Origin of the sequence: Amycolatopsis keratiniphila, assembly GCF_000400635.2 — a bacterium.
GTDB classification, from domain to species: Bacteria; Actinomycetota; Actinomycetes; order Mycobacteriales; family Pseudonocardiaceae; genus Amycolatopsis; species Amycolatopsis keratiniphila.
The window spans coordinates 3,861,514-3,879,569 of sequence record NC_021252.1; the positions used below are offsets into that span (position 1 = coordinate 3,861,514).

An 18,056-nucleotide genomic window follows, 5' to 3' on the forward strand; every position below is an offset into this window, starting at 1 on the left:
ACCACTCATCCCTTGACAGGGTGAGCCACTCGCAGGGAAAGTGGCTCAGCCACTAGTCCACTCGGCCACTCGCCAGGGGGCTCCCGCCGTCAAGGAGGACGGTCATGTCCGCCCAGCTGATCTCGATCCTCGTCCTCGTGGTGATCTTCGCCCTCGCCACGACCCGCTCGATCAACATGGGGGCACTAGCCTTCGCCGGCGCGTTCCTCGTCGGCACTCTCGCCGGTGGACTGGACACCGACGGCATCTTCGCCGGCTTCCCCGGCGACATCTTCGTGGTGCTGGTGGGGGTCACCTATCTGTTCGCCATCGCCAGGGCCAACGGCACCACCGACTGGCTGGTGGCGGCGGCCGTCCGGCTGGTCGGCGGCCGGATCGCGCTCATTCCGTGGGTGATGTTCGTGGTCACCGGCGCGCTGACCGCGATCGGCGCGGTGAGCCCGGCGGCCTGCGCGATCGTCGCGCCGATCGCGCTCGGTTTCGCCGCCCGCTACAAGATCAGCCCATTGCTCATGGGCGCCATGGTGGTGCACGGCGCGCAAGGCGGCGGGTTCTCGCCGATCAGTGTCTACGGCTCGATCGTCAACGGCATCGTCGAACGCAACCACATCGCCGGCAGCCCCGTCGTGCTGTTCTTCGCGAGCCTGGGCATGAACCTCGCCATCGCGGGCGTCCTGTTCTTCGTCCTCGGCGGGACCAAACTGCGGCGCCGCCAGCTCGTGGCGGCAGGCGCCGGTGGAGCCGGGACCGACGAGGAACCACTGCCGCATGAACAGCGGATTCCCTTGGACGGCCCCAAGATCGTGACACTGACCGGGCTGGTCGCGCTCGTCGTCGGCACCCTGGTGTTCGACCTCGACCCCGGGCTGACCGCCATCACCGTCGCCGTCCTGCTGAGCGTCGCGTGGCCCAAGACCAGCCGTTCCGCGGTTTCCGAGATCACCTGGCCGACGGTGCTGCTGATCTGCGGCGTGCTGACCTACGTGGCGGTGCTGAAGGAGATCGGCACCATCGACTACGTCGGCAACGCGGTCACCACCGTGGGGATCCCGCTGCTCGCGGCGCTTCTCCTCTGCTACATCGGCGGTGTCGTCTCCGCGTTCGCGTCTTCGGTCGGGCTGATGGGCGCGCTGATCCCGCTCGCCGTCCCGTTCCTGGCGCAGGGCACGATCGGGCCGGTCGGCATGATCGCCGCCCTCGCGGTCTCGGCGACGATGGTGGACGTCAGTCCCTTCTCCACCAACGGCGCGCTCGTCCTCGCCAACGCGAAGGACGTCGACCGCGACAAGTTCTTCAAACAACTTCTGGTCTACGGGGCGCTCGTGGTGGCCGTCGTGCCGCTGATCGCCTGGCTCGTGTTCGTCGTGCCCAACTGGGGCTGAGGAGGAGATCCATGCTGTCCGGACTGACCGCCGGGAACGACCGCGTCGCCCTGCGCTTCGGTGACGAATCCCTGACCTACGGCGAACTCGCGTCCGTCGCGGGCTCGCTCGCCGCCGGACTCGCGGGCCGCACGCGGGTCGCGGTGTGGGCGACGCCGACGCTGAGGACCTGTGTCGCGATCGTGGCCGCGCTGACCGCCGGAGTCCCGGTGGTGCCGATCAACCCGAAGGCCGGATCGCGCGAACTGGCGCATATCGTCGCCGACAGCACACCGGAGCTCGTGCTGGCCGAGCCTGATGTCGCGCTGCCGCCGGAACTCGGTGCGCTGCAACGGGTTCCGGTCGAGCTGGGCGTCTCGGGCACGCCGTGGCGAGGCGACGAACCGGATCCGGAAGCTCCGGCATTCGTCATCTACACCTCGGGCACCACCGGGCCACCGAAGGGAGTCTTGCTCCCGCGTCGCGCGGTGGCGTCGAATCTCGACGCGCTCGCGGAGATCTGGGACTGGACCGAGGCCGACGTCCTTGTGCACGCCCTCCCGCTCTTCCACGTGCACGGCCTGATCCTGGGCGTGGTCGGCCCGCTGCGGCGGGGCGGCTCGCTGCACCACCTCGGGCGGTTCTCGAGTGAAGCCGCCGCGAAGGAACTCGCCGGGGACGGGACGATGCTCTTCGGCGTCCCGACGATGTATCACCGGCTGGCGGCCGACTGCGAGGCCGATCCCGCGCTGGCCGCCGGGGTGGGCGCGGCGCGGCTGCTCGTCTCGGGTTCGGCGGCCCTGCCCGCGACCGACCACGAGCGGATCACCGCCGCGACCGGGCAGCGCGTCGTCGAACGCTATGGCATGACCGAGACGCTGATGAACTGCGGTGTCCGCGCCACGGGGGACCGGCGGCCCGGCGCGGTCGGCCCGCCGGTGCCCGGTGTCGAACTGAGGCTGGTCGACGACGCGGGGGAGCCGCTCGACGGCGAGACGGTCGGCGAGATCGAGGTCCGCGGCCCGAACCTGTTCCTCGGCTACCTGAACCGGCCGGACGCCACGAAAGCCGCGATGCATGACGGATGGTTCAAGACCGGAGACATGGCGATCCGCGATCCGGACGGCTACGTGCGCATCGTCGGCCGCCGGGCCACCGACCTGATCAAGAGCGGCGGTTACAAGATCGGCGCGGGCGAGATCGAGAACGCGCTCCTGGAACATCCGGGGGTCGCCGAAGCGGCCGTCACGGGGGAGCCGGACGACGACCTCGGCGAGCGCATCGTGGCCTGGATCGTCCCCGCCGGGGACAAGCCGACGGCGGCCGAACTCGCCGACCATGTCGCCGGGCTGCTGTCACCGCACAAGCGGCCGCGGGTGGTGCGCTACCTGGAAGCGTTGCCGCGCAACGAGATGGGCAAGGTCCTCAAGCGGGCGCTCCATGACTGACCCGCTGGGCTGGGACGGTTACGCCGAATCCCTGGCGCGCGCCAGGGAACGTACGGGCGCGGACGAGTCGGTCGTCTGGGAACGCGCGAAGTTCGGCGGCCACGAGGCCGTGACGATCCGGTTCGAGTTCGGCTTCCTCGGCGGCTCGGTCGGCACCGGCACCGGCGCGCTGCTCGAAGAAGCGCTCGATCAGGCCCGCTCACACCGGCTGCCGGTCGTTTCGTTGCTGTCCACGGGCGGGACTCGGATGCAGGAAGGCGTTCCCGCGCTCCGGCAACTGCAACGGATCGCGCGTGGTCTCGCGCGGTTGCGGGAAGCAGGACTGCCGCACATCACGGTCGCGCGGCAGCCCACCACCGGCGGGGTGTGGGCGTCCCTCGGCGCCGACGCCGATGTCGTGCTCGCCGTGCCCGGCGCCCAGGTCGGCTTCGCCGGCCGCCGGGTGCGGCCGCGGCGGTACGCCGACGATCCCGCCTATACCGCGGAAAACCAGTACGCGGCCGGATATGTCGACGAACTGGTGGCCGACGACGCGATCGCCGACCGGCTGGAGAGCTGGCTCGGCCTGCTGACCGGCGGTTCCCGGCACCGTCCGGCGGAGCTGCCCCGCGCGCTCGGCACCCTGGATCCCGCGCCGGACGGCTGGCGGGCCGTCCAGCGCGCCCGGTCGGCGGAGCGGCCCCGTGCGGGCGCTTACCTCGATGACTACTTCGACACCCGCGTCACCCTCCGGGGTGGCATCGACGACGGCGCCGTCTGCGGGATCGGCAGCCGGGGCGGACGGGCCATCGCGTTCGCGGCGCAGACCGGGACGGCGACCACCCCCGGCGGTTTCCGCTCGGCGACCCGGCTGATCCGGCTCGCCGCCCGGCTGGGGCTGCCCGTACTGACGCTCGTGGACACCCCGGGCGCGGCCGCCGATCCGGCCGCGGAGACCGACGGCGCCGGGAACGCGATCGCCGAACTGTTCGGCACCATCGCGGCGGCGGAGGTGCCGATCACCACCCTGGTGATCGGTGAAGGGGGATCAGGCGGCGCGCTCGCCTTCTGCTCGGCGGACCGGATCTGGCTCACCCCGGACGCCTGTTTCTCCGTCATCGCCCCGGAACTGGCGGCCGGGATCCTCAAGCGGGGACACGAAGACGTCCCCGCGCTCGCCGACGCGCTGAAGCCACGCCCCGAAGATCTGCTCGCCCTCGGTGCCATCGACGGCATCGCGGGACCGGAACCGGTCACCTTTACGAGATAAGGGGTTCGACATGTTCAAGCGGATATCCGCCGCGGTGCTCGCCGCGGCCGCGGTCGCTCTTCTGGCCACCCCGCCCGCACAAGCGGACGCACCCGCCCGCTACGTCGCCATGGGCAGTTCCTTCGCGGCGGGGCCGGGAATCCCACCGCAGCAAACCGGAACTCCGGCGGCATGCGGACGTTCGACGAAGAACTACGCGAGTCTCGTCGCAGGGTCACGCGGTCTCGCCCTCACCGATGTCACCTGCAGCGGCGCGACGACGGCGAATATCCTCACCGCCGGACAGGCCGGGCAGCCGCCGCAGATCGAGGCCGTCACCCGGGACACCCGGCTCGTGACGATCACCATCGGCGGCAACGACGTCGGCTACGTCGGGAGCCTGTTCACCTACGGCTGCCAGAACACCGGCGGCGCGAACTGCGGTCAGGTCGACCGGAACGCCGTCCGCACGGCGCTCACCACGGTGCACGAGAAGATCGGCGCCGTCATCGCGGAGGTCCATCGGCGCGCGCCGCGGGCACGGGTGCTGGTCGTCGACTACCTGACGATCGTTCCGGGCGAAAGGCCCGCGTGCGACGGCGTTCCGCTCACGCCGGAGCAGCTCGCCTTCGAACGCGAGGTGGCGGACCGGCTGGCGACGGCGCCCCGGCGGGCGGCGCGCGCCGAGCGGGCCACCCTGGTCCCGGCGGCCGCGGCGAGCGCCGATCACGACGCCTGCGCCGCCGCTCCGTGGATGGAGCGCTACTCGACCGCGCAGGGCCGCGTGCCGTACCACCCGAACGAGGCCGGGATGACGGCCGTCGCGGAGCTGATCACGGCACGACTGCGCTAGCCGCGCGGAAGGTGCGGCGGTAGCTGTCCGGCGGCACACCGACCGTCCGGTTGAAGTGCCGCCGCAACGTCGCGGCGGTGCCCATCCCGGTGGCCTCCGCGATCAGGTCGATGCTGTCGTCTGTCCGCTCCAGCAGTTCCTGCGCGCGGCGGATGCGCTGGGTCAGCAGCCAGCGCAGCGGCGTCGTCCCGGTCGCCGACCGGAAATGTCTGGCCAGGTTGCGGGAACTCATGCTGGCCTGCCGGGCGAGGTCTTCGACGGTCAGCGGCCGGTCCAGCCGTTCGGTGACCCAGGGGAGCAGCCCGCCGAGCGGATGGTCGTCCTGGTCGGGCACCGGGGTGGTGACGAACTGGGCCTGCCCGCCCGCGCGGTGCGGCGGGACGACCAGACGGCGGGCGACGGTGTTCGCGATCGCCGAACCGTGGTCGCGACGGACCAGGTGCAGGCACAGGTCCATCGCGGCGGCCTTGCCCGCCGAGGTCAGCACGCTGCCGTTGTCGACGTAGAGGACGTCGGGATCGACCTCGACCGCGGGATACCGGGCGGCGAGGACGTCGGTGTGCGCCCAATGCGTCGTCGCGCGGCGGCCGTCGAGCAAGCCGGCGGCCGCCAGGACGAACGCACCCGTGCAGAGGGAGGCGACCCGCGCGCCCGCCTCATGGGCGGCACGGACGGCCTCGACCAGGTCCGCGGGCGGATCGACGTCGATGTCGGCCCAGCCGGGAACGATGACGGTGCCGGCACGCGCGAGGCGATCGAGCCCGTGATCCGGTTCGAGCAGGAAACGCCCGACCTTCACCGGCTCCGAGCCGTAGACCCCGAATTCGTACAGGCCCGTGTCGAAGACCTCGTGGGCGATGGACAGCTCGAACTGCAGCATGCCGTCCGTGGCGGCGAGGGCGACCGTACTCATGTCCGAAAGTGTACGCATGATGGCGTTCCGGACACTGTCGATCGGCGTACTCCGCCGACAGGATGGTCCACAGTGGATCGACCGAGGGCAGGAGAAATCATGGGTACGTACGACGTCGCGGTGTTCGGGGCCTACGGGCACACCGGGCGGTTCGTGGTGGCGGAATTGCGCGAGCGGGGCTTCGGCGTGCTCGCCGTCGGGCGCGACGAGGCCAAACTGCGCGCCCTGCCTTGGACCGACGTCGAGATCCGCCGGGCTTCGGTCGACGACCCGGCTTCGCTCGACCGCGCGTTCGCGGGCGCGGACGCGGTGATCAACGCCGCCGGGCCGTTCGCGGACACCGCCGCGCCGGTGATCGAAGCGGCGCTGCGGGCAGGCGTCCCGTATCTGGACGTGGCCGCGGAACTCGAAGCGAACATGGACACCTTCACGGAGTTCGCCGGCCGCGCCGGGGGAGCGACGGTGGTCCCGGCGATGGCGTTCTTCGGCGGGCTCGGCGATCTGATGGTCACCGCCGCCATGGGCGAGTGGACTTCGGCGGACGAAGCGCACATCGCCTACGCGCTGAGCAGCTGGCATCCGACGGAGGGGACCCGCGCGGCGGGCAAGGTCTCGCGGGAACGGCGCGACGGCAAGCGGATCCGGTTCTCCGGCGGCCGCATCGAACGCCGCGAGGACGCGCTGCCGGAGCTGGACTGGGACTTCCCCGCGCCGCTCGGGACCCGCGCCGTGCTCGGCGAGTTCACGATGGCCGACGTCGTCACCGTGCCGAGTCACCTCGACATCCCCGAAGTGACCACGTACATGACCGTGGACGCGGCGCGCGAGGTGGTGACGCCCGAGACACCCGCGCCTTCCTCCGACGGCCCGTCTTCGCAGGAGTTCGTGGTCGACGTCGTCGTGCGGTCCGGTGGGGAGGAACGGCGGATCGTCGCGCGGGGCCAGGACATCTACGCGATCACGGCGCCGCTGGTGGTGGAGGCCGTCCAGCGCGTGCTCGACGGACGGGTCAAGGCGACCGGGGTCGTGTCGGCGGGCGAGATCTTCGACGCGCCCGATTTCCTGGCGGCACTGGCACCGCGGATCACGGTCACCGGCTGACACCGGCCCGCCAGCCCGGATGCGGCAACCGCTCGGGCGGAGCCTCGCCGGGCCGGTACTCGAAATGCCACCATTCGTTGTCGTAGATCCGGTAAAGCGCGAAGCGGGCGCCATGGTCCTCCAGCCATTGCGCGCCTTCGCGCGGCCGGACGTCCAGCGCGGTGCCCCGGACGTGCGCGGAATCCTTCGGTGGCAGCACCCGCTTTCGCCCGGCTTCGGCGAGGAACAGCCCATGCTGCTCGGCGGCGTCGCGATGTCCCGAGGTCACGCCGAGGAGCGTGCGATGCCGCCAGAACGCCTCGGTCCTGGCGTCGGTGAACGCGGCGAGCGTTCCGGGGGTGAGCCCGGCGAGGTTCTCGGCGGGGAACCGCAGCGACAGCGCCCAGCCGCAGGCGAGACGGCGGGCCCGGCCGGGGGAGACCAGCCACGCCGGGATCAGCAGCAGGACCGCGAGGACTCGGGTGATCGCCGCGAGCAGGAGTTCTTTCATGCCGTCAACGGTCGCGGCCGCCTGTCCGAACCCGATCGCGACGACGTGCGCGGACGCCGACGAAAATGTCACCGTTCCGCACGGTTCACGTCGTGACGCAACGATGACATTCCGTGGACGTTCCGCGGAAACAGGACGGGCACCATGGCGTGTCATGGACGAGCGGATTCCGTCCGGCGCTGCGATAGTCGTCGGCATGCCCAGGGTGCTGCTCATCGAGGACGACCAAGCCGTGCGTGACGGGCTCAGCATGGCGCTGGGCGGACGCGGCCACGCGGTCGACGCGGTGGCCACCGGTGAGGAAGGCCTCGCCCGGCTCGCGTCGAAGCCGCCGGACATCGTCGTGCTGGACCTCATGCTGCCCGGACTCGACGGCTTCGAGGTGTGCCGCCGGATCCGCGCGGCGGGGGATCTGCCGATCATCATGCTCACCGCGCGCAACGAGGACATCGACGTGGTGGCCGGGCTCGCCGCCGGCGCGGACGACTACGTGGTCAAACCGGCCAGGGCCCAGGTGCTGGAGGCCAGGATCCGCGCGGTGCTGCGCCGCACCGGGCAACCGGCGCCCGCGGTGCCCGCGCCCGTCGAGATCGAGCGGCACGGCGATCTCGGCATCGACCGTGCCGGGCTGACGGTGACCAAGGCGGGCAAGCCGCTCGCCCTCGCCCCGACCGAACTGCGGCTGCTGCTCGAACTCACCCAGGTCCCCGGCCGGGTGCTCAGCCGCCAGTACCTGCTGGAAAGTGTGTGGGAGCACGGCTATTTCGGCGACTCCCGCGTCGTCGACGCCTGCGTGCAGAGGCTGCGGGCGAAGATCGAGGACGACTCGTCCGCACCGGTGTACGTGCAGACGGTTCGCGGATTCGGTTACCGGTTCGGGCCGCTGTGAAACTTTGGGGTCTGCGTACGCGGCTGCTGGTCGCGTTCAGCCTGCTGGTCGTGATCACCGCCGCGACCGTCGCCGGCGGCACCTATGTCCAGTCCCGGACACTGATCCTCCAGCAGGCGCAGGACGCCACCGCCCGCGTCCTGGTCGACAAGGCCACCGCGCTGTATCCGCTCGGCCCGCTGCCGCCGAGCGACGCGACACTGAACCGGATCAGCGGGGAGCTGTCGGATCGCGACCTGAACTCGCTGGTCTTCTACGAGGACAAGGCGGTCGGGAACGAGCAGATGCGGGCGCTGATCTCGCCGGAGCTCCGGGCGGCGGTCAAGTCCGGGTCGGTCGCGTGGCAGCGGGTCATGTCCGACGGGAAACCGATGCTGGTGGTGGGAACCGCGTTCATCGTCGTCCTGCCGAACGGCAAACGGCAGGCGTCCGGGATCGAGGCCTATGTCGCCGGCTGGCTGGTGCCGGAGGAACGGAACATCGGTGAACTCGCCACCCGGGCCTGGCTGATCGGCGGGCTGGCGCTCGTTTTCGCCATCGGGCTGGCGCTGCTGGCCGCCCGCGGGGTCCTGCGGCCGGTGCGGGAACTGGGTGACGCGGCGCGGCGGCTGGGCAAAGGCGACCTGCGGGCCAGGGTCAGCGTCCGCGGCTCGGACGAATTGGCCGGGGTGGCGCGGACGTTCAACGAGACGGCCGACTCGCTGGAACGCCATGTCGGTGAGCTGGAGCGGATGGAAGCCGACGCGCGGCGGTTCGTCGCCGACGTATCGCACGAACTGCGCACCCCGCTGGCCGCGATGACCGCGGTCGCGGACGTGCTGGAGCAGGAGGCGTCGAGCCTGCCGGGGGACGCCGGGCGCGCGGCGAAGATGAGCATCGAGGAGACGCACAATCTGACGCGGCTGGTGAACGACCTCATCGAGGTCTCCCGCTTCGATGCCGGGGCCGCCGCGCTGGCACCGGAGGAAGTCGATGTCGCCGAGGTGATCACGGCGAGCCTGCGCATCCGGGGCTGGACGAACGAGGTGGAAGGAGACCTGCCCTCCGGGATCTTCGCCGAGTGGGATCCGCGGCGGATCGACGTCATCGTGGCGAACCTGGTCGGGAACGCCTTGCGGCACGGGGAAAAGCCCGTCTCGCTCCGGCTTTCCGAGGCAGGGGAGCAGATCACGCTGGAGGTCTCGGATCGCGGCTCCGGGCTGGCGCCCGAGGTGCTGCCGCACGTGTTCGACCGGTTCTACAAGGCGGATTCGGCCAGGGCGAGGTCCGGCGGCAGCGGGCTCGGGCTGGCGATCGCCTGGGAGAACGCCCGGCTGCACGGCGGCACGCTGAGCGCGGCCAACGGTACCGACGGTGGCGCGGTGTTCACCCTGCGCTTGCCCCGGCGGGGAGTGACGGCATGAGGAAGATCTGGTTTTCGGCGCTTCTGCTCGTCTCGGTGGTCGGGGGCTGCGGTGTCCGGCCGAGCGCCGTGATCACCGGAGCGCCCGCACCGGCGGGCCCGGCCAACGCCGCGGTGCTCTACTTCCTGTCCGGTGGGCAACCGGTGCGGGTGTTGCGCCCGCTCGCCGACGAGTCGCCGCCGGTGAGCCTCGACCTGCTCGCCGCCGGACCGGACGAGAGCGAGCGGGAACGGCAGTACACCACCGAAGTCCCGTCCGGCACCACGGTGCTGGACCAGACACCCGCGCCGAACGGGGTCACGGTGACGCTGTCGATCGACGTCGCCGGGCTCTCGGCGAGGGCGGTCGATCAGATCGTGTGCACTGCCAGGGATTCTCTGGGTGGAAGTGCGCAGATCACGTTGCGGGGCGGGGGATCCGTGCGGGGTCCGCTGTCGTGTCCTTTGCCTGGTTAGGGGTCGTGTTCGTGTGCGGTGACGGCTGTGGGCTGAAGGCTCCCTTCGCCGCGTCTAATGCGACGAAAGGAGCCTTCGACTCTCTGAGGGGCATGACCAGACCGGTGATTGGGGACTGTGTGGATTTCTGGTCATCCAACGTCCCAAAATCCACACAGTCCCCAGGCCTGAGTCGACATCGGAGGAGGCCGGTTTGACCGACCCCTTAGGAAAACTCGAGGCCCGGCGGCCGCGAGAGTAGTGAAGGCCTCCTTCCCTACCTTCAGGGTAGTGAAGGAGGCCTTCACGGACTGCGGCCATGCACATGCGGACGGCGCGCACCACGGCATTTTTGCCGTCCCCGTGCCAAAGAGAAGTGTCCCGAATCACCGGTGTCGGTCCCTCGCTTTGTCCGAGCAGGCCCGATAGCTTAGGCAAGGCTAAGCAAACCGGATGTAGGGTGGTTGTGGCGTGGAGGGGATCGAGGGCAAGGTCGCGCTCGTCACCGGGGGTGCGCGCGGGATCGGGGCGGCCGTCGTCGACGGGCTCGCCGAGGCGGGCGCGATCGTGGCGGCGGTGGACCTGGTCGAAAGCGCTTCCCAGGACGGGGTGACGTCGTTCGTCGCGGACGTCGGGGATCCCGCCGCCGTCGCGAGGGTGGTCGAAGAGGTCGAAAGCGAACTCGGGCCGATCGGGATCGGGGCGTCCGTCGCGGGTGTGCTGAAGCCGGGGTCCGTCTGCGACACGAGCGACGAGGACTGGGCGGCGACTTTCGCGGTCAACTCCACCGGAGTCTTCACCGTGCTCCGCGAGATTTCCCGCCGGATGCTGCCCCGCCGGAGCGGTGTGCTGGTGACGGTCGGGTCGAACGCGGCGGGAGTCCCACGCAGCGGGATGGCCGCGTACGCCGCGTCGAAGGCAGCCGCGACGATGCTGACCCGCTGTCTGGGGCTCGAACTCGCCGGCTCCGGCATCCGCTGCAACATCGTCTCGCCCGGTTCGACCGACACCGACATGCAACGTCTACTGTGGACGGACGAGAACGGCGCGGACCGTGTCATCGCGGGAAATCCGGAGCAATACCGTGTCGGCATACCGCTGGGCCGGATAGCCGAGCCGGCCGACATCGCCGACGCCGTACTGTTTTTGGCCTCCGACCGCGCGCGGCACATCACGATGCAGAACCTCTACGTCGACGGCGGCGCGACGCTCCGCGCGTGATCTCGATGACGCAACGAAGACTTTTCGGGTCCGTACGATTAGGTTAGGCTAACCGAAGAGCTCTAGTCGGCGCTTTTGTACTGGGGTGTCACGAGCGCCTGTTCGGTCAGTAGCATTCGCGAAAGGGAATCCAGTCGTGTCCTCACCTGCACCGGCCCGGCCAAGGCCGGTCCATCAGGCGGCCGATCTGCTGGCGGCATACCTGCCCGGATCGTTCTACTACTCGTCCGCCCGAGGATCGCTGCTCGCCGACGGGGTGTACGCGCCGGTCCACGCGGCGCCGGGCAAGCGTGCCCGCGCCGCCGCCGAAGTCCTCGACGCCGCTCTCGTGGCGGGAGTGACCGAACCCGTCGTCGCCGGAGCGATCGGATTCCGGCCCGACGCGCCGAGCAGCCTGGTGGTGCCCGCCCTGGTGCGCAAGGCAGGACCACCGAAGGCGAGTGGTCCGGTCGCCCCGCTCGGCGGGCACTGGACGGTGTCGCCGCGGCCCGCGCCGGAGGTCTACACCACTGCCGTGGCGAGGGCGCTGGACGAGATCCGCGACGGTGACCTGCGCAAGATCGTGCTGGCCCGCTGCCTCGACATCACCGGCGGCGGCCCCGTCGCCGTGCCGCGGCTGCTGGCGCGGCTCGTCCACGCGGACCCGGCCGCCCACGCGTTCGCCGTCGACGTCAGCGCACCGGGGGATCCCGCGCCGCGCACCCTGATCGGCGCGAGCCCGGAACTGCTGGTCTCCCGCCGCGGTCGCGTCGTCACGGCCAACCCGCTCGCGGGATCGCGGCCGCGGGTGGCCGACGACGCCGAGAACTCCCGGCGGATCAAGGATCTTCTGGCGTCCGAAAAGGACCGTGACGAACACGCGCACGTCGCCGCCCAGGTGGCCGAAGTGCTGGGCCGGTTCTGCGTCGACCTCGACGTCCCCGCCGAACCCGAAGTGATCGGCACGCCCACGATGTGGCATCTCTCGACCAAGATCAGCGGACACCTCGCCGACGCGAGCGACGCCGGTTCGTCCGCGCTCGGACTGGCCGAGGCGCTGCATCCGACACCGGCGGTCTGCGGCGTCCCGACCGGACTCGCCCGCGACACCATCGCCGCGCTCGAACCCGAGGATCGCGGTTATTACGCGGGTCTCGTCGGCTGGACCGATCAGGACGGTGACGGCGAATGGGTCGTCACCATCCGCTGCGCCGAGGTCCGGGACCGGACCGTCCGGCTGTTCGCCGGCGCGGGAGTGGTGGCGGGTTCCGATCCGGCGGCCGAACTCGCCGAGACCGGCGCGAAATTCGGCACCATGCTGCGAGCCCTCGGTCTGGAGGGAGTGGAATGACCGCCGATCACGTGCCGTGGCCACCGGAAACCGCGGCGCGCTACCGGGCTTCGGGGTACTGGCGCGGCCAGACCTTCGGGAAGCTGCTGACCAGTCTCGCCGAGGCGTACGCCGAGCGCCTCGCCGTGATCGGCGAGAACGCCCGCTGGACGTTCGCCGAACTCGACGAGCGCGCGCACCGGCTCGCCGCCGGATTCGCCGGGGCCGGGATCCAGGCCGGTGACCGGGTCGTCGTGCAACTGCCGAACGTGCCGGAGTTCGCGTCCGTCGTGTTCGGACTGTGGCGGGCCGGTGCGCTGCCGGTGTTCGCGCTGCCCGCGCACCGCGCGAGCGAACTGCGGCATTTCGCCGAGCAGAGCGAGGCCGCGGCGATCCTCACCGTCGGCGAACACGAACGGTTCGACCACGCGGCCATGGCGCGCGCGGTCGCGGCCGAGATCCCCTCGGTGCGCAACGTCTTCGTCGTCGGCACGGAGGAATTCGCCGTCCTGGAAGCGGCGACTCCGCGCGCTCTGCCGGATCCCGATCCCGCCGGGGTCGCGTTCCTCCAGCTGTCCGGGGGAAGCACCGGATTACCCAAGCTGATCCCGCGCACGCACGACGACTATCTCTACAGCGTCCGGGAAAGCTCCCGGATCTGCGGCCTGCGCCCGGAAAGCGTGTACCTGGCCGCGTTGCCGGTCGCGCACAACTTCCCGCTCAGCTCGCCCGGCCTGCTCGGCGCGCTGCACGCGGGCGCGGCGACGGTGTTCGCGCCGCGGCCCGACGCCGACACCGCGTTCCGGCTCATCGAGGCCGAAGGCGTGACGATCACCGGGCTCGTACCGCCGCTCGCCGCGGCGTGGGCGCAGGCGGCCGCGCGGACCGGGCGCGATCTGTCCTCTTTGGACGTCCTGCTGGTCGGCGGCGCGAAATGCGCCCGTGAACTGGCCGAGAAGATCGGGCCCGCGCTGGGATGCCGTCTGCAGCAGGTGTTCGGCATGGCCGAAGGGCTGGTCTGCTACACCCGGCTCGACGACCCGGACGAGTACGTCCTCGCCACACAGGGACGGCCGATTTCGCCGGACGACGAGATCCGCGTGGTGAACCCGGACGATCCACTGTCCACTTCGGACGACGTCGTCGCGCCGGGGGAGGTCGGCGCGCTGCTGACCCGCGGCCCGTACACGATCCGCGGCTATTACCGCGCCGAGGAGCACAACAAGACCGCGTTCACCGAGGACGGTTTCTACCGCACCGGTGACCTCGTGCGGCGGCATCCGTCCGGGCATCTGGAAGTGGTCGGCCGGGCCAAGGAACAGATCAACCGCGGTGGCGAGAAGGTGGCCGCTGAGGAGGTCGAGAACCACCTGATGGCCCACCCCGGCGTGCTCGACGCCGCCGTCGTCGCGGTGCCGGACCCGTACCTGGGCGAGCGCACCTGCGCCTACGTCGTCCCGGCCGCCGGTGCCGAACCCGCGGCGGCGGAGCTGCGCCGGTTCGTCCGGGAACGCGGGGTCGCGGCGTTCAAGGTGCCCGATCTGGTCCAGGTGGTGCCGGAGTTCCCGGTGACCGGGGTCGGCAAGACCAGCAAACGCGAGCTGCGGGCGGCGCTGGCCGCTCTGGCGAAGGAGAAGTGAGAGTGTCACTGCCCAAGATCGAGCCCTACGCCCTCCCGACGGAGGCCGAGCTGCCCGCCGGACGGGTCGGCTGGAAACCCGACGCCGCCCGTGCCGCGCTGCTGGTGCACGACGCGCAGCGGTACTTCCTCGCGCCGTACGCGGGATCGCCGGTCCCGGAGATGGTCGCGAACATCGCCGCGCTGGCCGACGCCGCCCGCGCCGCGGGGGTCCCGGTGTTCTACACCGCGCAGCCCGGCCACCAGGCCGCCGAGGATCGCGGCCTGCTCACCGAGTTCTGGGGCGACGGGATCGGCGCGGTCATCGACGACGACCCGGCCGCGGCCGACGTGGTGGCCGAGCTCGCCCCGAAGCCGGGGGACAAGGTGCTGACGAAGTGGCGCTACAGCGCCTTCCAGCGCAGCACGTTCACCGAGCAGCTCGCCGAAGCTGGCCGGGACCAGCTGCTGATCACCGGGGTCTACGCGCATATCGGCTGCCAGGCCACCGCCGTCGAGGCGTTCATGCGCGACATCCAGCCGTTCCTGGTCGGCGACGCGGTCGCGGACTTCTCCCGCGAACGCCACGACCAGGCCTGCGAGTACGTCGCCCAGCGCTGCGGCGCATTGACCACCACGGCCGCCGCGCTCGCCGCGCTGGCCCCGATCCACGCCGGAGCACCGCGATGAGCTTGACCGTCGAAAAGATCCACGCCGACGTCGCCGAACTCCTCGGCTGCGACCCGGCCGAGCTGAAGCCGGAGACCGACCTCACCGACCTCGGCCTCGACTCGATGCGGATCATGGGCCTGGTCGAGCAGTGGCGCACCGAGGGCGCCGACACGCTCGAATTCGCCGACCTCGCCGAACAGCCGACCCTCGGCCACTGGACGCGGGTCCTCACCGGGAGCACCGCGTGAGCCGCGCCGATCATCGCCACCGGCACCTGGAGCGCATCGCCGAAGTCCGCGCGGGACGGCACGCGGAGAAGGTGCCGTATCCGATCCGCATCCGGCAGGCCGAGGTCGTGCGCACCGAGATGATCGGTTCCGGACTGCTCCGGGTCACCCTCGGCGGGCCGGGAACGGCGGGCTTCGAGGCGCATGCGCCCGACGAGCACGTGAAGATCCTGTTCCCCGAACTCGACGCCGAGCCGAGGCTGCCGGTGCAGGACGGTGACATGCTGCGCTGGCCGAAGCCGTCGCCGACGTCGCGCGAGTACACGGTCCGCCGGTACGACCCGGCCTCCGGGGAGCTCGACCTCGACGTCGCGCTGCACGAAGGGGGGCTCGGCTCCGGGTGGGCCGAGAAGGTCACGCCCGGCACGCCGGTGCACGTCGCCGGTCCGCCCGGCGGGCTGATCGTGCCGCACACCTACGACCGCTACCTGCTCGCCGGCGACGTCACCGCGCTGCCGGCGATCGCGCGCTGGCTCGAAGAACTGCCGCGCACCGCCGCGGGCTGGGCGTTCATCGAGGTCACCGACGCGAGCGAGGAGATCGAGCTGTCCGCGCCCGAAGACGTCGAGGTGCACTGGCTGCATCGAGGCGACGTCGCGCCGGGCGCCTCCGACGTCCTCGCCCGCGCGGTCCAGACCATCGAGGTTCCCGCCGGTGAACGGCTCTACGCCTGGGTCGCCGGTGAAGCGGGGCAGATCAAACCGCTGCGCCGCTGGCTCAAGAACGACCTCGGGCTCGGCAAGGACGACCACGACGTGACCGGCTACTGGAAACGCGGCGTCGCGGACTTCGACGACGAGCACGACCACTGATCCCCACCAAGAAAACCGAGGAAAACCCATGCGCACCACAAGAACCCGCCGTCTCGCCGGAGCGCTCGCGCTCGCTTTGACGGTCGTGACCGCGGCCACCGCCTGTGGGTCCGGCGACGCCGGGCAGGCGGATGGCGGTCCGACGCGGGTGTTCGCGGCCGACAACGGCCAGATCACCATCCCGGTCTCGCCGAAGCGGGTCATCGCCACCGGTTACGCCGTGCCCGCCCTGCTCGAAGCGGGCGCGCCGCTGGTCGGGGTGTCCAGCTGGAAGCGCGGGATCCCGCTGTTCAACGAGCAGGAGCGCAAGAAGTACGACGAGCTGGCGAAGGTCGCGGGCGAGTCGGCGTCGGAGACGAACTACGAGGCGATCGCGCAGGCGGATCCGGATCTCATCGTGATCGGTGTGCCGAAGCCGGTGCTCGCCGACATCGACATCAAGCGGCTCGAAGCGATCGCGCCGGTCGTGGCGATCGGCCCGTCGGTGCCGTCGATGTGGCGTGAGTTGTCGCGCAAGCAGGCCGACGCCGCCGGTGCGGCAGCCGGGTTCGACGCGCTGAAGACCGCGTACGACACCAAGGCCAAGGGAATCGCCGACAAGTACAAGGCCGTGCTGCCGCAGCTGAAGCTGGGCCACGTCGGTGCCTACGGCGAGGTCGCCAAGGGCAACTTCCAGCGTGAGTTCAACGGGTCGTGGGGCACCAACGTCGCACAGGACGTCGGCGCCACCTACTACGGCCAGGTCAAGGTCAAGGGCGGCGGCTCGAAGGACGTCAGCGAGTACCCGTCGATCGAGGAGCTGACGACCGCGTTCGCGCAGGCCGACGCGATCACCTACTCGGTCGCCGCCGACGGTTCCGTGCCCGCGCCGGTCAAGTACGTCCTCGACTCGCCGCTGTGGAAGGAACTCCCCGCGGTGAAGGCGGGCAAGGTCTACCCGTTCCGCTTCACCGAGGCCGCCACCTACCGGGCCGCGACGTCCACTTTGGACGCCGTCGACCAGGCGTTCGCGCCGCTGCTGAAGAAGTGACCACCACCGGGCGGTCCGCGCTGCTCGGCGCCGCACTGCTCGGGCTCGTCGTGGTCGCCGTGCTGAGCGTCGGCGTCGGCGCGCACGCCATCGCCCCCGGCGAGGTCGTGCGCGCCCTGCTGGGCGAAGGGAATCCGAGTGACCGGGCGGTGGTCCTGGACATCCGGATGCCGAGGGCGGTGCTGGCGATCGGGGTCGGCGCGGCGCTCGCCGTCGGCGGCGTGCTCGTGCAGGCCTTGTCCCGCAACGCTTTGGCCGAACCCGGCGTGCTCGGCGTGACCGCCGGGGCCGGGTTCGCCATCGCGGTGGGCTCCTCGTTCGGGCTCGCCGCGTCGGCGCCCGCCGAACTGGGCCTTGCGGTGCTGGGCGCGGTCGGCGCGTCGGCGCTGGTGTACGCGGTCGGCAGCAAGTCGCCGCTGCGGCTCGTGCTCGCCGGGACCGCGCTGAGCGCCGTGCTGCTGGGGCTCACCCTCGGCCTGCGGCTGTTGTTCCCGGACACCTTCGACGTCTACCGGTTCTGGTCGGTGGGTTCGCTGGCCGGTCGCGAACAGGCCCCGGTGACGGTCCCGCTGATCGTCATCGGCCTGTCCCTGCTGGGCGCGTTCGCGGTGAGCCGTCAGCTGAACGCCATCGCGCTCGGCGAGACGGTCGCGCATACGCTCGGCGCGAACGTCGCACGCGTCCGGACGGTCACCCTGCTGCTGATCACGCTGATGGCGGGCGCGGCGACCGCGCTGGCCGGGCCGATCCTGTTCGTCGGGCTGATCGTGCCGCATCTGGCCCGGCGGGTGGCGGGGGCGTCGATCCCGTGGCTGATCGCGTTCGCCGCGCTGCTTGGCCCGGTCCTGATGCTGGCCGCGGACGTCGGCTCCCGGATCCTGCTGCCGACCGGTGAGGTGCCGGTCGCGATCGTGACCGCGTTCCTCGGCGGCCCGGTGCTGATCTGGGCCGTCCGCAAATACGGGGCGGCGCCGCTGTGAGCACCCT

At 71.1% G+C, this 18,056-nt stretch carries 18 protein-coding genes; 16 read left to right on the forward strand and 2 right to left on the reverse strand.

Annotated elements, in window-relative coordinates; translation table 11 throughout:
* Positions 1-104: 104 nt before the first annotated feature.
* The 4 genes from AORI_RS58600 to AORI_RS58615 are packed head-to-tail and all read left to right on the forward strand — an operon-like array spanning position 105 to position 4,890.
* On the forward strand, positions 105-1,382 hold the full coding sequence (locus tag AORI_RS58600; RefSeq protein ID WP_016333878.1) for an SLC13 family permease: 1,278 nt from the start codon (positions 105-107) through the stop codon (positions 1,380-1,382).
* A gap of 11 nt (positions 1,383-1,393) precedes the next feature.
* The gene (locus AORI_RS58605) at positions 1,394-2,809 is read left to right on the forward strand and encodes an acyl-CoA synthetase (protein ID WP_016333879.1); all 1,416 of its coding nucleotides are present in this window, start codon (positions 1,394-1,396) and stop codon (positions 2,807-2,809) included.
* Positions 2,802-4,058, forward strand: coding sequence for a carboxyl transferase domain-containing protein (locus AORI_RS58610; protein ID WP_016333880.1), 1,257 nt, complete (start codon positions 2,802-2,804; stop codon positions 4,056-4,058). The genes AORI_RS58605 and AORI_RS58610 overlap by 8 nt, the downstream gene beginning before the upstream one ends.
* Before the next feature lie 10 nt (positions 4,059-4,068).
* The gene (locus tag AORI_RS58615) at positions 4,069-4,890 is read left to right on the forward strand and encodes an SGNH/GDSL hydrolase family protein (protein ID WP_016333881.1); all 822 of its coding nucleotides are present in this window, start codon (positions 4,069-4,071) and stop codon (positions 4,888-4,890) included.
* Here the strand turns inward: AORI_RS58615 and AORI_RS58620 are convergent.
* The gene (locus AORI_RS58620; RefSeq protein ID WP_046199788.1) at positions 4,871-5,803 is read right to left on the reverse strand and encodes a helix-turn-helix domain-containing protein; all 933 of its coding nucleotides are present in this window, start codon (positions 5,801-5,803) and stop codon (positions 4,871-4,873) included. The two genes, AORI_RS58615 and AORI_RS58620, sit on opposite strands and share 20 nt — an antisense overlap.
* 99 nt (positions 5,804-5,902) lie before the next feature.
* Here AORI_RS58620 and AORI_RS58625 point away from each other — a divergent pair, with 99 nt between their 5' ends.
* Positions 5,903-6,904, forward strand: a complete 1,002-nt coding sequence (locus AORI_RS58625; RefSeq protein ID WP_016333883.1) for a saccharopine dehydrogenase family protein — start codon at positions 5,903-5,905, stop codon at positions 6,902-6,904.
* Here the strand turns inward: AORI_RS58625 and AORI_RS58630 are convergent.
* Positions 6,894-7,394 (reverse strand): M15 family metallopeptidase domain-containing protein, encoded by a 501-nt coding sequence (locus tag AORI_RS58630; protein ID WP_043848806.1) that lies wholly within the window; start codon positions 7,392-7,394, stop codon positions 6,894-6,896. The two genes, AORI_RS58625 and AORI_RS58630, sit on opposite strands and share 11 nt — an antisense overlap.
* A gap of 154 nt (positions 7,395-7,548) precedes the next feature.
* Between AORI_RS58630 and AORI_RS58635 the strand changes: the two genes are divergently transcribed.
* From AORI_RS58635 to AORI_RS58685, 11 genes are all read left to right on the forward strand, one after another.
* Entirely contained in the window at positions 7,549-8,283 is a 735-nt protein-coding gene (locus AORI_RS58635) for a response regulator transcription factor (protein WP_016333885.1), read from the forward strand.
* A complete protein-coding gene (locus AORI_RS58640; RefSeq protein WP_016333886.1) occupies positions 8,280-9,686 on the forward strand; it encodes an ATP-binding protein in 1,407 nt (468 codons plus the stop codon). Before AORI_RS58635 ends, AORI_RS58640 begins: the two co-directional genes overlap by 4 nt.
* Positions 9,683-10,141 carry a GerMN domain-containing protein gene (locus tag AORI_RS58645; RefSeq protein ID WP_016333887.1) on the forward strand — a complete coding sequence of 153 codons (459 nt, stop codon included), beginning with the start codon at positions 9,683-9,685 and terminating at the stop codon, positions 10,139-10,141. Before AORI_RS58640 ends, AORI_RS58645 begins: the two co-directional genes overlap by 4 nt.
* A 450-nt stretch (positions 10,142-10,591) precedes the next feature.
* Positions 10,592-11,341 carry a 2,3-dihydro-2,3-dihydroxybenzoate dehydrogenase gene (gene dhbA, locus AORI_RS58650; RefSeq protein WP_016333888.1) on the forward strand — a complete coding sequence of 250 codons (750 nt, stop codon included), beginning with the start codon at positions 10,592-10,594 and terminating at the stop codon, positions 11,339-11,341.
* Positions 11,342-11,477: 136 nt separating this feature from the next.
* Entirely contained in the window at positions 11,478-12,671 is a 1,194-nt protein-coding gene (locus AORI_RS58655; protein ID WP_016333889.1) for an isochorismate synthase, read from the forward strand.
* Positions 12,668-14,290, forward strand: a complete 1,623-nt coding sequence (locus AORI_RS58660; protein ID WP_016333890.1) for a (2,3-dihydroxybenzoyl)adenylate synthase — start codon at positions 12,668-12,670, stop codon at positions 14,288-14,290. Before AORI_RS58655 ends, AORI_RS58660 begins: the two co-directional genes overlap by 4 nt.
* A complete protein-coding gene (locus AORI_RS58665; RefSeq protein WP_043848092.1) occupies positions 14,287-14,958 on the forward strand; it encodes an isochorismatase family protein in 672 nt (223 codons plus the stop codon). The genes AORI_RS58660 and AORI_RS58665 overlap by 4 nt, the downstream gene beginning before the upstream one ends.
* Positions 14,955-15,188 (forward strand): phosphopantetheine-binding protein, encoded by a 234-nt coding sequence (locus tag AORI_RS58670; RefSeq protein WP_016333892.1) that lies wholly within the window; start codon positions 14,955-14,957, stop codon positions 15,186-15,188. The genes AORI_RS58665 and AORI_RS58670 overlap by 4 nt, the downstream gene beginning before the upstream one ends.
* Positions 15,185-16,039 (forward strand): siderophore-interacting protein, encoded by an 855-nt coding sequence (locus AORI_RS58675; protein WP_016333893.1) that lies wholly within the window; start codon positions 15,185-15,187, stop codon positions 16,037-16,039. The genes AORI_RS58670 and AORI_RS58675 overlap by 4 nt, the downstream gene beginning before the upstream one ends.
* A 28-nt stretch (positions 16,040-16,067) precedes the next feature.
* On the forward strand, positions 16,068-17,069 hold the full coding sequence (locus tag AORI_RS58680; RefSeq protein ID WP_016333894.1) for an ABC transporter substrate-binding protein: 1,002 nt from the start codon (positions 16,068-16,070) through the stop codon (positions 17,067-17,069).
* Entirely contained in the window at positions 17,066-18,049 is a 984-nt protein-coding gene (locus AORI_RS58685) for a FecCD family ABC transporter permease (protein ID WP_016333895.1), read from the forward strand. Before AORI_RS58680 ends, AORI_RS58685 begins: the two co-directional genes overlap by 4 nt.
* Positions 18,050-18,056 lie beyond the last annotated feature (7 nt).

Bases quoted from the DNA above. Each gene is read 5' to 3' on its own strand.
- AORI_RS58600 (WP_016333878.1), top strand. From the start codon at position 105: ATGTCCGCCCAGCTGATCTCGATCCTCGTCCTCGTGGTGATCTTCGCC.
- AORI_RS58605 (WP_016333879.1), top strand. From the start codon at position 1,394: ATGCTGTCCGGACTGACCGCCGGGAACGACCGCGTCGCCCTGCGCTTC.
- AORI_RS58610 (WP_016333880.1), top strand. From the start codon at position 2,802: ATGACTGACCCGCTGGGCTGGGACGGTTACGCCGAATCCCTGGCGCGC.
- AORI_RS58615 (WP_016333881.1), top strand. From the start codon at position 4,069: ATGTTCAAGCGGATATCCGCCGCGGTGCTCGCCGCGGCCGCGGTCGCT.
- AORI_RS58620 (WP_046199788.1), bottom strand. From the start codon at position 5,803: ATGAGTACGGTCGCCCTCGCCGCCACGGACGGCATGCTGCAGTTCGAG.
- AORI_RS58625 (WP_016333883.1), top strand. From the start codon at position 5,903: ATGGGTACGTACGACGTCGCGGTGTTCGGGGCCTACGGGCACACCGGG.
- AORI_RS58630 (WP_043848806.1), bottom strand. From the start codon at position 7,394: ATGAAAGAACTCCTGCTCGCGGCGATCACCCGAGTCCTCGCGGTCCTG.
- AORI_RS58635 (WP_016333885.1), top strand. From the start codon at position 7,549: ATGGACGAGCGGATTCCGTCCGGCGCTGCGATAGTCGTCGGCATGCCC.
- AORI_RS58645 (WP_016333887.1), top strand. From the start codon at position 9,683: ATGAGGAAGATCTGGTTTTCGGCGCTTCTGCTCGTCTCGGTGGTCGGG.
- AORI_RS58660 (WP_016333890.1), top strand. From the start codon at position 12,668: ATGACCGCCGATCACGTGCCGTGGCCACCGGAAACCGCGGCGCGCTAC.
- AORI_RS58670 (WP_016333892.1), top strand. From the start codon at position 14,955: ATGAGCTTGACCGTCGAAAAGATCCACGCCGACGTCGCCGAACTCCTC.
- AORI_RS58680 (WP_016333894.1), top strand. From the start codon at position 16,068: ATGCGCACCACAAGAACCCGCCGTCTCGCCGGAGCGCTCGCGCTCGCT.